Genomic DNA, 14,025 nt, shown 5'->3' with positions numbered 1-14,025 from the left:
CGACTGCAGACAACGAACAGGGTGGGCAGCGACGTTGAGCGCTTCGCTCATCGGCCCCTCCCCTCCGGAACCAGGACGGGTTTGACCACGCGCCCTGCGTCACAGTCGCGTTCGGCCTCGTTGATGTCGTCGAGCGGGTACGTACGGATCAGCTGGTCGAAGGGAAACCGCCCGGCCTGCCACAGCCCGGTCAGCCGCGGGATCAGCAGTCCTGGCACCGCGTCCCCCTCGCAGATGTGGGAGATCTTCCTGCCCCGGTCCAGTGCCCCCGGTTCGAGCGGCAGCGCGGTGTGGAGCCGTGCCACCAGACCGAGGTGGCCGGTCGGGCGCAGGGCCCGGAGCGCGTTGTTGATCAGCTGGACGGAGCCCGTGGTGTCCAGCGCGTACTGCGCACCGTCGTCGGTCAGTTGCTGAATGCGGTCGGGCAGGTCGGCCGATGCGGCGTGCAGCGGGATCGCGCCGAGCCGCTCGGCGAGGGCCAGCCGTTCGGGGTGCCGGTCGACGGCCACGGTCACCGCCCCGGCGGCGGTGGCCGCCATCACCGCGGCCAGGCCCACCGCTCCCGCGCCGAAGACCGCGAGGCTGTCGCCGGGGCCGACGCCGAAGGAGTTGAAGACCGCTCCGGCGCCGGTGAGGAAGCCGCAGCCGAGCGGTCCGAGCAGTTCGACGGGCAGCGAGGGATCGACCCGGACGGCGTTGCGGGCCGGAACCATCGCGTACTCGGCGAACGAGGACTGGCCGAACCAGCGGGGGGCCAGTTCGCTCCCGGCCGCGTCGGTGAACCGCGCCGCGTTCTCCTTGCGCCCTCCGAAGAGGTTGAGCGAGGCGAAGGAGTCACAGTAGGCGGGGGCCGCGCCGACGCAGTTCCGGCAGCGTCCGCAGGAGTCGAAGCTCAGCACGACATGGTCTCCGACGCTCAGGCCGGTGTCCGGTCCGCCCGTCTCCACCACGACCCCGGCCCCCTCGTGGCCGAGCACCGCCGGCAGCGGTGAGCGGCCCGCTGAACGCCGGACCGCGAGATCGGTCCGGCACATCCCGCAGCCCGCGATCCTGACCAGGATCTCGCCGTCGGCCGGCCCCGCGTCCAGGATGACCTCCTCGACGGCGAATCGGCTCTCGTACGCGCGCAGTACCGCCGCGCCGAACCTCATCGTCACGTCTCCTCGGGACGGTGCACGACGAACGGCCTGAGGTTGCCGTAGAGCCCCCACGGCCCGCCCGCGACCCCGACACCGCTCTTCTTGGTACCCGCGAAGGGCTGGGCGAGGGACAGTTCGGCATGGTGGTTGATCCACGCCGTCCCGCACTCCAGCCGGTCGGCCACCGCCTCGGCCCGGTCGAGGTCGGTCCCCCAGACCGAGCCGCCCAGCCCGAACTCGGTGGCGTTGGCTGCCTCGACTGCTTCGTCGAGGCTCCCGTACGGCAGCACCGGCAGGACCGGGCCGAACTGCTCCTCCGTCACCACCGGGCTGTCGGCGGGGACATCGGCCAGGATCGTCGGGGCGAAGAAGTAGCCCGGTCGGTCCAGCCGGTGGCCACCGACCACCGCTCGGGCACCGTCGGCCAGGGCCTGGGCCGTGCAGCGCTCGACCCGGGCCAGTTGGGGGGCGTTGTTGACCGGCCCCAGCTGAGAGCCCGGGTCGAGCCCGGCTCCGACGACGGCGGTCTTCGCGCGCTGCGCGAGGGCCTCGACCACCTGGGAGTAGAGCCGGGCCGGGGCGTAGACGCGTTTGACCGCCATGCAGACCTGCCCGCAGTTGCGGAACGCCGCCCAGAACAGCCGGTCCGCGATCCGCTCCACCTCCACGTCCTCCAGCAGGATCGCGGCATCGTTACCGCCCATCTCCAGGGTGACCCGGGCGAGCGAGGCCGCCGCGCCCTCCGCGACGGCCCGTCCGGTGGGAACCGACCCGGTGAAGGTCACGTGGCGGATCCCCGGATGGGACGCGAGGCGGGCGCCGAGGGGTTCACGACCAGTGACGATCGTCAGCACATCCTCGGGAAGGGCGGAGGAGATGACGGACCCCAGCAGCCGGGTGGCGAGGGGCGTGAACGGCGAGGGCTTGAGCACCATCGTGTTGCCCGCGGCGAGCGCGGGAGCGAACTTCGCCGACGCGAGCTGGAGTGGAAAGTTCCACGGGACGATCGCGGCGACGGGCCCGAGCGGTCTCCAGCGGATCTCGCTGCGTACCGGCCGACCGTCTGTGATCGGCTGGGGCCCGGGGGCCGGCTCGGCGAAGTAGCGCAGGCGGGCCGCCGTGCGGGCGACCTCCGCATACGACTCGGCCAGGGGTTTGCCTTGTTCGCGGGTGAGCAATGGAGCGAGGTCGGCCCCGGCCGCCTCCACCGCGTCGGCTGCCGCGAGCAACGCGGTGGTCCGGGCGACGGGGTCGGTCCGCCAACTGCGCCAGGACTCGTGGGCCCGGTCGACGACGGCGTCCAACTCCGGCTGCTGGTCGGGCGCCTCGTCGAAGGCCTCGCCCGTTGCCGGATCGAGGACGGCGAAGCGCTCGCCGCGGGTCCCGGGCGCGCGACGGGTCTGGCTTGTCGGCATGCCGGGGGTCAGCTCGCAGTGGCGACGGCGGCGACGGCAGCCGCGTGTTCCCGGGCATGCCGGTCCATCTCCGCCCGGAAGGCGGCCACCAGCTGCGGCTGAATCCTTCCGGTGTTGCGGTCGCCCCCCTCGCAGACCGCCCCGCGCACCCCCACGATGTCCGTGCCGATGCGGGTCAGCACGCCGAGGTCCCCCACCTTGACGCTGCCCGCGAGGGCGGCGAGCAGACCGGCCTCGTGGGCCAGCCGGACGAACTCGGCGCAGGCGTCGGGCGCAACATGGTCGAACAGCCGTGTCCCATCCTTGATCGCGGTGTCGAGCATGGCCGCGTCGGAGCCGGAGCGGCGGGCGATGTCGGGCAGCGCGAGCGGGTTGACGCAGCCGATCCGGCGAGCGTCGGCGTAGCCCGAGGCGACGACGAACGCGTCCGGCCGGTAGTCCTTCACTGCCCGGACGACCCCTCGCATGACATCGATGGCCTGTTCGGGCGTCGTGCATCCGTAGAGACCGACCTTGATGTAGGTGGCTCCGGAAACGGCCGCACCGAGCGCCGCCTGGGCCACCGTGCCGGGCTTGTACGGTACGTCTCCCACGGTTGCGGACACCGGCTTCTCCGCCGGGACCGCCTCGCGGATCTCCCTGATGACCCACGGGAAGTTCGCGCCGAGCGAGCCCTCGTCGGGCTTCTTTACATCGACGATGTCGAGGTGCTCCACCGCCTTCGCGCAGTCGAGGGCCTCCTCGACGCTGTCCGGAGAAATGAGAAGCAACAACGTGGATTCCTTCCACCATGTCCACCTGTCAAAGAGCAGGTGTGCGGAGTCGCCTGGATGGCGCCTGGATCACGTGCGGTCTGCTCATCATTACTGCGGCCCGTGGCCATCGGCAGGGCGCGCGGAGTGCGAACGGGTCATTGCCATGACGTGCCCGCGCCCCCCCAGCGCGCCGCCTACGCCCGTTCGAACCAGCCACGGGCAGGTGCCCGACAGCCGCTGTGATCTCCGCGGTTCACGGATGACCGGATCAGACCTGCACACCAGCCAGTGGCCGTTGCCGGCCCGAACGATCGGATGGCACGGAAACCCGAGCCAGGCTGCAGCAAGACCTCACCCCCGCAGCGTAAGCACCCGCTGTCCAAGATCAGGGGGGAACTTCAGTACACGTACCTCCTTGACCCTGCGACGAAGACTTACCGGGACGGGGACGTGTTCACCGGTGTCCTCAAGGTCACTGCCCCCTTCCCGGTGGAGATCGGCCTCGGCCAGATCTGACCCGGGCCGCCTCAGGCCGGGAACGGGAATCGGGCCGCGTCCGGCGCCCGCTCGCGCTGCGCGGGCTGCGCGGGCTTTGGTCTTGGGGGCCCTGGAATCAAGGTCTGACGTGCCGGGCCCCCTCAGCTCAGCCAGTGGCCTTGGCGACGATGCGATCCATCTCCTTGCGGCCAAAGGCCCGCAGGGTCGTGGTACGGACGTTGCCCACCCCGCCGAGCTGCAGGAGCACCGCGGTGACGGTTTCGTCGTCGGGCGCCTCAACAACGGCCACGAGGTCGTACGAACCGACGGTCCAGTAGAGGTTCAGGAGCTTCGCCCCGAGCTTCTGTGTCGCTGCGGCGAAGGCATCGGCACGCTCTGGGGTGTCCTTGTAGTTCCGGATCCCTTGATCGGTCCAGTTCAGCAACATGACATACGTCGACATTGTCTTTCACCTTCATGAGGGAGCACATCGCAAGGTCAATCCTGTACGTAGCGACCGAAACACGCACAAGGTGTGCGCCCTGATGAGCAACGGCAGTCGATCACCGTCGATCACCAGTGGTTGATCACGGTGCGGACGTAGGCGTCGGCGAGGTCGTCGACGTGGACCCAGCTCCAGCGCTTGGCGGCGCCCGTCCACGCGAGGTGCGGGCGGCGGCCGGGTCGGCCGCCGCCCGCACCTGACCCGTCAGGTCAGGGGTTTTCGATGGTGATGAAGGGGTCCCACTGGAAATACCCCTTCAATTGCCGGTGGTGGTCCAAAATCTGGAAGTAGAAGTGGTACACGACCTTGCCGGCCCTTTTGACGGTCGTCCGCCAGTAGTGATCCTCGTAGTTCTGCGTCACGAAATCCGGCCTGCCCTCGGCCCCCTCCTTCGGCATCGGATAGATGCCGTCGATCACCTCGATCTCCGGCGTCCTGATGAGCACGTGGCTGTTGTCGCTGCTCACGTACTTGTACAGCAGTGCCTTGTAGTCGCTGCCGAGCGACAGCGTCGTCTCCCGCCACCTGATGCTGTCCCCGGGTTCGGCCCGGAGATTCAACTCGGCCCCCGACGTGCCGACGATGTGATCCTGGCGCGTCGTCATGTAGATCAGGCGGGTGTCGACGTACGTCGGCGCGTCCGGGTTCCTCGACGCGTTGGGATTCTGCTCGACGATCGTGGCCGCGTCGAACGCGATCAGTACGTTGAGATCAGCCATTTCCTGCCTCCTTCGAATACGAGAATTTCCGAGATTTCCGAGGATTTTCTGAGACGCGCCGCCTTGGCGCGTCCCCGTTTCCCTTGTTTCCCTCCGGTCTCTCCGGCCGTCAGGCCGTCAGGCCGTCGCGGAAGGCTTCGGCACCTTGTACGCCATCGCTCGCGGGTAGTCGTGCCGGTGCAGGTGGACGCGGACCAGCAGCGGTCCGGCGTTGACCGGGTCGGTCGGGTCGGTGAGGCGGGCCAGCAGCGCGTCCAGTTCGGAGGTGCTCGCGATGGCGACCCCGTTCGCCGGGGTCTTCTTGCCGGCGAAGACGGCCGCGAGGCGGTCGTAGTGCCACGGGTGGAGGACGTTGTAGAAGTCCGCGCGGTCCGAGTCGGCGGAACCGGCGGAAGCATCAGAAGCGGCAGACCCGGCGGTGTCCCTCTCGGCGTAGTAGGACGGGTGCACCAGCATCTGCTCGACGCCGTAGAAGTGTCCGTTGTCCATGACGAACACCACCGACCGCAGCCCGAGCCTGGTGTGGGTGGAGATCTCCTGACAGGTCTCCTGGAAGGCGCCGTCGCCGACGAACACCATCGGGCGGGCGGCTCCGCGCTCGGGGGCGAGCGCCGCGCCGGTGGCCGCGCCGACCGACCAGCCGATGGACAGCCAGCTGACCTGCGACAGGAACCCGCCCGCGGGCAGGGACAGGTTCATCGAGCCGATGAGGGAGAACGCGGCGTCGGAGACCACCGTCCAGTCCTGCCGGGTCTCGTGGCCCAGGAAGTGGTTGATCCGGTCGAACACGCCGTCGTAGGTGAGCCGTTCGGCGTGCCGGGTCGAACCCGAGACGCGCGAGATGCCCGAGACACCCGAACCACCCGAGACACGGAGTGAGGCCCGGTGGTGCTCCAGGCCGGCGGGGCGGTGGTCTGGCGCGCCGTGGTGGGCGTGGGCCTCGGCGTAGTAGTCGGCGGCCAGCCCCCCGGGGCCGTAGCCCTTCACCAGCGCGTCCTGGAGGGCGGGCAGCAGCTGTTCGAGCTGGACGTCGGGGAAGTAGGAGGTGCCGACGCTGACACCGCCCTTCGCGGCCATCACCCAGTCGGTGCCGACGCACTGCTCGCCGCCGAGGTTCTTCGAGGTGGACCAGGCGCCGAGACCGATCCGGCAGGTGGCCCAGTCCTTGAAGATCCAGTGCACGTCCGGGTGGCTGGCGTGGCCGTTGTAGACGCCGTGGAACTGCGGCTGGTCCTCGTCGATGACGGCCTTGGCGCCGACGGTGGTGCAGTACGGCACTCCGGTCGCCTCCACCAGGTCGGTGAGCTGCCCGCCGAGGTCGAACCGGTCGGTCTCCTCGCCGGCCCACACGATCGGGCGGGGCCTGCCGTCCGGGCCGGGGTGCTCCTCGATGAGGGTGAGGATCGCGTGCACGGCGTTGTCGAGCATGGCCTGGTTGCGTGTGCTGAACGGCCGCTCGCGGCGGAGGATCGGCTCCTCGGGTTCGGCGCAGGGCTCGTCCCACAGGTCCTCCATGACCTCCAGGTAGACCGGCCTGCGCTCGGAGAGGCACGCGGTGAGCGCGGCGTCGATCTGGCCGGGGGCGAGCCCGGGGTTGGAGATGACCTGCGCGTCCACGGTGACCTGCCGGTAGACGTCCAGGTTGCTCTCCGGGCGGGGGCTCATGTGAGAGGTGAACAGGCCGAGGGCGCGGTAGTTCTGCCACTGCTCGTAGGGCGGGGAGGCGTTGATGGCGACGAGCGGGACCTGCTCGACGTAGGCGCCGCCGCAGGCGCCCAGCAGATTGAACGCGCCGACGCTGTAGGTGACCGCGGCCGCGCCGACGCCGTGGATGCGGGCGTAGGCGTCGGCTGCCTGGCCCGCGCCGCCTTCGGTGGGGGTGCCGACCCACTCGACGTCGCCCTCGGCCCGCAGGGTGGTCAGGAACGGGCCGAGGTGGTTGCCGGGGACGCCGAACAGGTGGGTGATGCCCAACTCGGCCAGGCGGAGGGCGAGGTAGCGGGCGACCGTGCACTCGGGGATGATCGCGATCACGAGCCTTCCTCCCCATGGTGGGGGCCCTGGTGGGGACCCTGGTGCGGACGCGGGGTGGTGACCGGCGGCGCCTGGTGGACGGCGACGGCAGCGCGTACGGCGCTCTCCAGGGCGCCCTCGATCCAGGCGTGCTTGAGGGAGGTGTGCTCTCCGGCGAAGTGCACGGGGCCTTCGGGCCGGGAGACGTCCAGGTGGAAGCTGGTCATCTGGTGCGCGGTGTAGATGGCGGCCTCACCGAAGGCGTACGGGTCGCGGGCCCAGCTCTTGGTGGCGCCCCGTCCGGTGAAGAACACCTCGACGCGGCGGCCGTGCAGGGCCTGGAGGTTGCGCAGGGCGTAGACGTAGCGCTCCGCGTTCCGCATGGAGTCCCAGCGCGCGGCGTCGTCGGACCAGCAGTACGAGGCGAGCACCACGCCGCCGGTGCTGCCCTCGACCCGGTGCGAGGGGTAGTACATGAACCGGTTGGGATTGTCGGTGGCCGAACCCCCTCCGAAGGCGTGGGTGGCGGGGCGGACGGCGGGGCCGCGCAGCGGCATGGTGCTGTCGAGCTGCCGCATCTCGTCGGTGACGGCGCTGTCCTTGACGGCGGCACCGAGCAGGCCGGAACCCGTCGGGCCGGCCCCCGCGGTGGCGACCGAGAGAGTCATACCGGTACCTTCCTTCCCGCCCAGCCGGTAGTACTCGTAGAGGCCGGGCGAGATGCTCTCCAGCTCGCTCCGCCAGTCGTCCTCGGTGAACTCCCACCACCGGTGGCTGAACTCCAGCAGCACCTTGGTGGCCTGGTCGTAGTGGGTCTCGATGATGGCGCGGCGCTTCTTGTACGACATCGAGGGGACGATCTCCACGAAGCGCAGGGCGGAGAACGGGACGGTGACGATCGCCAGGTCCGCGGTCCACAGGCGCGGTGGGGCCAGTGGGTCGTTCTCGGCGACGGTCTGCACGGCCACGCCCCATCCGTCGGGCCCGACGGCGCCGGTGCCCTCGGGGTCGGCATCGCGGCTGGGGTCGTGGTATTCCAGGCGGATCATGCGGTGACCGAGCCGTACCTCGTCGCGCAGGCCCCGGTGGAGGGCGTCCGGCAGGCGCCAACTGCCGCCCGGTACCTCCCAGTAGCGGACGGTGGAATTGATGTCACCGCGGCTCAGGAAGCTGTGGAAGAAGGAGAGGTACAGCCGTGAGGACATGTTCTCGAGGGTTCCGACGGCCTCGATCGCCTCGTCGCTGAGCCCGGCGTGGTCGCGCAGGAAACCGCCCATCGAGTAGCCGTCGAAGTCGCGGATCACCCGGGCCCAGCCCTCGACCCACTCGTCGAACGGTTTGTTGACGCGCTTCCCGTCGACGAGGTCCGAGTAGTAGTCGCGTACGGCCTCCAGCGCGTCGTCGACCATCTTCACGACGGGGGATCGGACCTCGTCGTCGGTGAGGTGGAAGCCCTCGTTGATCCGTTCGGGCCGGGTGTTGTAGTCGGCCCGCCGCACCTGGACGCGGTTGGTGCGGATCCAGGCGTTGCCACGCTTGTCGGGTTCGCGGAAGTCGGGGCTGTCGTCGCCGTAGGTCCAGGTCCGGCCGGTGAAGGAGGTGTACGTCACCGGGGGGACGGGGACATCGGGGCCACTGCCGGTGGAGGGGTCCACGTCCACGTTGTAGAACTGGCGGCGGCCGAGCCCGAGCTTGTCCACGAGGGCGAGGACGAGCGGATGGAAGTCGGGCAGCCGCATGGCGCCGGCCTCGGCGTACTGGGCGGGGTCGTCGAAGGGCTGGTGGTGCTTGGTGGCGCGGAAGGTCTTGATGCGTCCACCGACACGGCTGGCGTTGGCCTCCAGGATGGTGACGTCGTGCCCGGCGTCCTTGAGCAGTCGGCCGGCGACGAGGCCGGTGATGCCGGCGCCGATGACGAGGATCTTCTTGCGCGGGTGGTGGGTGGGACCGAGGCGGCCCGTTTCTATCAGGGTGTGCAGATAGCTGAGCTTGAGGTCTTCGTCGTCCGGCCCGACGAGAAGGAGTTCGCGGGCGAGCCTGAGACATGTCTGCCAGCGCGCACGGGTGGCGGAGTTGTCCCGTGGGATGTCGGTCATAGCTAGCGATCGTAGATATGGAGAAACGATTTCGCGGTTTTTCCGGAGGGTAAAGTCCTAAAACAACCGATCGCACCGCTTGACGGAATTTCGACTTGCTCGATTACCCCTCACAAGGACCGAAGTTACGCCGGGGATGGAGGGGACGGAAGGGAAAGGAGAATGGAACCTTGATCAAGATTTCCCTGCGGAATGCGGAAATCCTGTGAATCTCCATGGTGACGGTCTCGCCAGCCGTCGCGGATGCCGACCTGGGGGAAAAGCGTTCACCCGGCGAATAACCAGGGCTATTTCATCACCAAGACCGAGAGGGACCGCCACCGGATCTCGGTCGGGTCAGTCGGTGCCGGTTCCGGCCTTGTGCGGCACCCGGGTCAACAGCAGGGCGGCTCCTGCCACTGCCCCCACCGCTCCCGCCGCCAGGAATCCGCCGGTGGAACGCCAGGACAGCACGGACCACCGTGACTGCGCGGAGAACAACGAGCCCGTACTGAGCCACGACCCGGTGGAGATCAGCGACAGCGAGGAGCCGATCGAGCCCACCGACAGGGCACTTCCGATCGACCCGACCGACAGGGCCGAACCGACGGACCCCACGGACAGCACCGACCCCACCGAGCCGATCGACAACACGGAGTCCTGAGACCACAACGACAGCACCGAACCAGAGGAGCCACGACCGACCGACCGTACGGACAGCTTTGCCATGAGGCCATCTTGCCCGGTCGCCGTTATCCCCGGAGGTTGTGGACGGATGACTACCGATGAAGAAGTGGCGGTCGCCGTCGCGGACGAGGAGGGCAGGCGGTGCCTCCGCGGCGGTGTCGCCGTCCGAGGTGCCGCCATGGAACGTCACCTCCCCGTCCGGACCCACCACGGCCACCTCCACGCCGAGCGCGCGAACGGCCGTCGCCACGAGCGCTTCCATCGGCATGCCCACGCCCCACCCGCGTAGGAGGGGTCGCTCATCAGCACCTGGAAGCGCTGGACGAGGCTCAGGGTGGCCTCCGGGCCCCGAGTGACCTCCGAGACCGGAAGCGTTGCACGCCGACGCCGACGCCGACGATCGTGGTCGTCCCGCTCTGCCCCTGCCTTCCCGCACCCGCAGGGTGCGGGAAGGCCGTGTCCTTGTGTGATGGTCAGTCGTTAGGCCGATCGGAGGCGGGGATGCGGCCGCTGCTGAAGGTGGCCGGACACGTGCGGGAGAGTGAGGTGGTGGGCATGGCCAAGCTGATGGCGACGGCCAGGTGCACCGCCTTCGCCGGTGTGCTGGAGGCAACCGGTGAGCGGATCGGGCAGCGGGGCTTGCTGGAACGGGTGGGTTTCCTCGCCGAGTTGAGCCGGACACTGACCGGTGCTCTGGTGGCCGCCCGGTGAGACGAGAACTCCTTCGACGTGCTGGCCGCCGGGGTGGACGAGCGCGGTGAAGTCCTGCCGTCCAAGGGGTGGATGGCACTGCGCCGCCTGAACTGGCCGAAGACTGTCCCGCCCCCGGCCGGGGTGTATGTGCCGGACCGGGTGCGCCGGGGTGTGGAGGAGTACGCGGCCCGCACCCTGCGCCTGGCCCTGCACCGCCGCAATATAGTGGCCGCGGTCCTCGCCACCTGGCCGGAAGATCCGAGCCGCCGCACCGATGCGGAGTGGACGTTGCTGCGACGCCTGCTGCCCGCCGGGGTGAGTGGTGCGGAGATCCGCAACCGCACCCGGCAGATTGGCGGGTATGCGGCCGGGCACGGGCAGCTGCCCGCCGGCCTGTGCGTTCTGGAGGGACCGCCGCAGGTGGCCCCGCTGGTGTTGCTGGCGGCGATGGACCGCCAGCAGGTCACCCTGGCCCGGGTGGATGAGGTCACCGCCCGGCTGCGGGTGAAACTCCCCCTGCGGGCGGCCCCGGCCACGGGCCGCGACTGGGCCTGGCACGTGATCGACATCCGCCTGCCCGCCACCGTCACACCGGATGCGGTGCTGCACACCCCCACCCTGCGCCCCACCCGCACGGGCCGGATCGCCGTCGACCTGCCCCACTCCCGGCCCGCCCCCGCCACCAACGCGACTGGTCATACTCTGGCACTCGGCTTCGACTGGGGCGTCAACACCCTGCTCACCGGCACACTCGGCCGCCTGACCGGAAAAGGCCAGACCAAGCGGGTGGTCACCGACGGGCGTCCCCTCGTCTTCGACGCCACCCCGGTGAGCGCCGCCCTGCACCGGCTGCGCGGCGTACGCGAAACCCTTGCCGCCAAACGCGACCACTACCGGGCCCTCGCGGACGGACTCGGCTCCCCGCACCTGGCCTGGGGCGAACACCTCGACCGGGCCCGGGTGCTGGAAGACGAGCACGCACGGGTGTGTGCGCGGATCCGGCACCTGAATACCGCGCTGGCGTGGGCTGCGGCCCGCTGGGCCGTCGACCAGGCGGTAGCACTCGGCGCGAGCGTCATCTACCTCGAAGACCTCGCCGCCCTGGAAGCCCGCGGTCACCGACGAGGCAACGCCCGCCTGTCCGGGCAGGTCCGCGGCACCGTCGCCGAAGCGATCCGCCACCTGGCTACGAAGGCCCAGGTCGCGGTGGTCACCGTCCCGGCCCGGGGCACCTCCAGACTGTGCCCCGGCTGCCTCGCAACGCTCACCCACCATCCGGCCCCCGACCGGCTGTCCGAGCGCGGCTGGAAGTGGGCACACTGCACGGGCTGCGGGCTGTCGATGGACCGCGATCATGCCGCCGCCCGCCGGATCGTCTCCCGCGGCCTGCTCGCACAAACCCACACCACCACCGACCGCGCCACCGGCGCCCGCACCATCCACACCACCATCGAAGGCACCGTGCGGTTGGTGAGGCGTCCGAAGAAGACCACCCGCCGCCTGCGCCGACAGCATCACGCCGAGCAGGCCCCGCCCCGGCCGCGCGGACCCAAGACCACCCCGGGCAAGGGACACCCCACCCCCACCAGGCCCGCCGCCCCTCGTGGCCGCGGTACCCGGCGCGCCGCCGAACAGGCCCCCGGACAGAAGACTTCCCGCCGTATGCCCGATGTGCGTACGGTCCCCGCCACCACCCCCATCCCGGGGGCGGTCCAGCGTCCGGCGGGGCATGACACCACGACACCAGCCGCCGTACCCGGGCCGGCGTCAGGTCATGGAGTACCCGCACCCCACCGGCCCGAAGAAGACCTTCTTCGATCCAGCCGGGTGCGGCTCTCACACAGAACCTGTCGGCGGCGCACCCGCGCCGCCGAGCGGACCGGCTTCCACCACCTGCACGCCACCGCAGTCCACCCCCTCACCCCGAGGTTCGGACCACCGGACAGCGACCGCACACGGCCACGCCGCGCCCGAAAAGCCTGGAAACCACAGGCACACACAGAGTTCTAGAGACGCTCAGCGGGATCGTCCGGCCGGCCCGCCAGTTGCTGGAGACGATGATGACGAGCCAGGCCCGGCGGCTGGGCGGGATCCAGTCCCCCAGTCTCGCCGACCTCGCCACCCTGCTCCCCGAGGACCTGCCGGCAGGGCGGCAACAAGCCGCTCTGTGAGGGAGAACGCCCGCCGGACGTCGGTCCGGCGGGCGCTTTCTCTGCTGTCGACCGGGCTCACAGCGTCACACGGTGAACCTCACGGCTTCGAGCGCACGCTCCGTGCTCACATCCCCGCCGAAGATGTAATTGTTGGGGCTCTCGCGGGTGTCACAACCAAGACCCAGCCACCCTGATTCGCTGACGTGGGCGTTCTGGCAGACGCCGCTGGCGCCGTTGTCGACGTTGATGGCGAAGCCGCCCATGTTCGGTGCCGACTGCCTCGGATCTCCGATGACGAGGTCGCCGCCGTTACCCACGCCCTTCCACGGCACCGTCCATCCGGCTCCCTGGATGAACGGGCTGGCAGCGGTGCCGTTCGTGTCGGACACGGCGATGTTGAGAGCCTTGATGGCACGGTTCTGCCCTTCCACGCCCGCCGTGGCACCGTCACACACCGGAGCCTGCCAGCCGGTGTCCGCCATGTAGGCCCGGTAGCAGATGTGCCGGCCCCCGCTCGACGCGGCCAGCTTCGAGACAGCCAGCGCCGCGGTGTTCGGGGCAGGCTTGGGAGGCGCCGGCTCCACCACCGGCGCCTGCGTCTTCGGCTTCGGCTTCGGCTTCGGCTTCACCGGCGGGGCGCTCTTGACTGAAGCCTTGAACGGCGGAGCCGGAACAGAAATCGGCGGCGCCGGCTTCTGAGCCTTGGGGGTGGGCTTGGCGCTCGACGGCTTCGGAGTGGGCTTCGCCGGGGCGTAGTTGCCCCGCGGCGCGTACTCGACGTCGTCCTGAAGGACGGTGTCGGACTTCGCGGCCACCGACACCTTGTCCTTCTTGGGCTTGGAGTCGTCCGTGGCGAATATCAGCAGCGGCACCGCGAGGAGGACGACGCCGGCGATGCCCGCGGCGGCGAGCAGGGACTTCTTCGGGTTACCGGAGGGCGGTTCGCCGTCACTGCGGCCGGCTCCGTCAGTGGCAGCCCCCGCGCCCATGGCGGCGGCCCTGGCTTCCGGGGTCGCCGCGGCGGCGGCCGACGCCGCCTGGGTCCCCTCGCTCGCGGACGCGGCTGCCGGCTCGGACAGCCGCTGCTCCGAGGCCGCCGCGCCTTCCGCGGCCGCACCGCTGGTCACGCTGGGCCGCGCGGACGCGGCACCCTCCGCCGAGGTGTCGGGCCGCAGTCGTGCCGTGGCCTCGCTCTCGCCCCGCTTCGCGCCGGTGGACTCCGGCACGGCCGGGGAGAGCGTCGGGCCCGGGTCCGCTCCCACGGACCCCAGCGCGACCGCCCTGCGGAAGGACGACCGCACCGGGCCGGCGGACGGAGCGTTACTCCCGTCGGCTGAGGACCCCGGCGACGACCCGTCGCGCGAGGGCACGTTCTGTTGCCTTGCCATTGTTCT

General features: G+C 70.2%; 13 protein-coding genes and 1 pseudogene. 5 read left to right on the top strand and 9 right to left on the bottom strand.

Annotated elements, in window-relative coordinates; all coding sequences use genetic code 11:
* Nucleotides 1–47: 47 nt before the first annotated feature.
* The 3 genes from M2271_RS30370 to M2271_RS30360 are packed head-to-tail and all read right to left on the bottom strand — an operon-like array spanning nucleotide 48 to nucleotide 3,327.
* Nucleotides 48–1,151, bottom strand: coding sequence for an NAD(P)-dependent alcohol dehydrogenase (locus tag M2271_RS30370; RefSeq protein ID WP_280890589.1), 1,104 nt, complete (start codon nucleotides 1,149–1,151; stop codon nucleotides 48–50).
* A 2-nt stretch (nucleotides 1,152–1,153) separates the two neighbouring features.
* Nucleotides 1,154–2,554 carry an aldehyde dehydrogenase family protein gene (locus tag M2271_RS30365; RefSeq protein WP_280890588.1) on the bottom strand — a complete coding sequence of 467 codons (1,401 nt, stop codon included), beginning with the start codon at nucleotides 2,552–2,554 and terminating at the stop codon, nucleotides 1,154–1,156.
* 8 nt (nucleotides 2,555–2,562) lie between these two features.
* Nucleotides 2,563–3,327, bottom strand: a complete 765-nt coding sequence (locus tag M2271_RS30360) for a (5-formylfuran-3-yl)methyl phosphate synthase (protein ID WP_280890587.1) — start codon at nucleotides 3,325–3,327, stop codon at nucleotides 2,563–2,565.
* Between the two features lie 378 nt (nucleotides 3,328–3,705).
* Here M2271_RS30360 and M2271_RS30355 point away from each other — a divergent pair.
* Nucleotides 3,706–3,825: pseudogene (locus M2271_RS30355) on the top strand (Uma2 family endonuclease); the annotation flags it as partial.
* A gap of 127 nt (nucleotides 3,826–3,952) precedes the next feature.
* On the opposite strand, the gene M2271_RS30350 reads toward M2271_RS30355, so the two are convergent.
* From M2271_RS30350 to M2271_RS30330, 5 genes are all read right to left on the bottom strand, one after another.
* Nucleotides 3,953–4,249: a GYD domain-containing protein gene (locus M2271_RS30350; RefSeq protein WP_280890586.1), complete on the bottom strand. Its 297-nt coding sequence runs from the start codon at nucleotides 4,247–4,249 to the stop codon at nucleotides 3,953–3,955.
* 251 nt (nucleotides 4,250–4,500) lie between these two features.
* A complete protein-coding gene (locus M2271_RS30345) occupies nucleotides 4,501–5,010 on the bottom strand; it encodes an inclusion body family protein (protein ID WP_280890585.1) in 510 nt (169 codons plus the stop codon).
* A 117-nt stretch (nucleotides 5,011–5,127) separates the two neighbouring features.
* Nucleotides 5,128–7,044: a thiamine pyrophosphate-binding protein gene (locus M2271_RS30340; protein WP_280890584.1), complete on the bottom strand. Its 1,917-nt coding sequence runs from the start codon at nucleotides 7,042–7,044 to the stop codon at nucleotides 5,128–5,130.
* The gene (locus M2271_RS30335; protein WP_280890583.1) at nucleotides 7,041–9,119 is read right to left on the bottom strand and encodes an FAD-dependent oxidoreductase; all 2,079 of its coding nucleotides are present in this window, start codon (nucleotides 9,117–9,119) and stop codon (nucleotides 7,041–7,043) included. Before M2271_RS30335 ends, M2271_RS30340 begins: the two co-directional genes overlap by 4 nt.
* A 336-nt stretch (nucleotides 9,120–9,455) precedes the next feature.
* Nucleotides 9,456–9,827 carry a hypothetical protein gene (locus tag M2271_RS30330; protein WP_280890582.1) on the bottom strand — a complete coding sequence of 124 codons (372 nt, stop codon included), beginning with the start codon at nucleotides 9,825–9,827 and terminating at the stop codon, nucleotides 9,456–9,458.
* A 46-nt stretch (nucleotides 9,828–9,873) separates the two neighbouring features.
* Between M2271_RS30330 and M2271_RS30325 the strand changes: the two genes are divergently transcribed.
* From M2271_RS30325 to M2271_RS42605, 4 genes are all read left to right on the top strand, one after another.
* A complete protein-coding gene (locus tag M2271_RS30325) occupies nucleotides 9,874–10,074 on the top strand; it encodes a hypothetical protein (protein WP_280890581.1) in 201 nt (66 codons plus the stop codon).
* Between the two features lie 212 nt (nucleotides 10,075–10,286).
* Nucleotides 10,287–10,496 (top strand): hypothetical protein, encoded by a 210-nt coding sequence (locus M2271_RS30320; RefSeq protein ID WP_280890580.1) that lies wholly within the window; start codon nucleotides 10,287–10,289, stop codon nucleotides 10,494–10,496.
* An 18-nt stretch (nucleotides 10,497–10,514) separates the two neighbouring features.
* Nucleotides 10,515–12,488, top strand: coding sequence for a zinc ribbon domain-containing protein (locus M2271_RS30315; RefSeq protein WP_280890579.1), 1,974 nt, complete (start codon nucleotides 10,515–10,517; stop codon nucleotides 12,486–12,488).
* Nucleotides 12,458–12,649: a hypothetical protein gene (locus M2271_RS42605; protein ID WP_348539201.1), complete on the top strand. Its 192-nt coding sequence runs from the start codon at nucleotides 12,458–12,460 to the stop codon at nucleotides 12,647–12,649. The genes M2271_RS30315 and M2271_RS42605 overlap by 31 nt, the downstream gene beginning before the upstream one ends.
* A 65-nt stretch (nucleotides 12,650–12,714) precedes the next feature.
* On the opposite strand, the gene M2271_RS30310 is transcribed toward M2271_RS42605, so the two are convergent.
* Nucleotides 12,715–14,019, bottom strand: a complete 1,305-nt coding sequence (locus M2271_RS30310) for a hypothetical protein (RefSeq protein WP_280890578.1) — start codon at nucleotides 14,017–14,019, stop codon at nucleotides 12,715–12,717.
* Between the last annotated feature and the right edge of the window lie 6 nt (nucleotides 14,020–14,025).

It is taken from the genome of Streptomyces sp. LBL, from assembly GCF_029893585.1.
Classification (GTDB): domain Bacteria; phylum Actinomycetota; class Actinomycetes; order Streptomycetales; family Streptomycetaceae; genus Streptomyces.
Note: the sequence above shows the minus strand (reverse complement) of the source record. Positions and strands in the feature narration are given on the sequence as shown.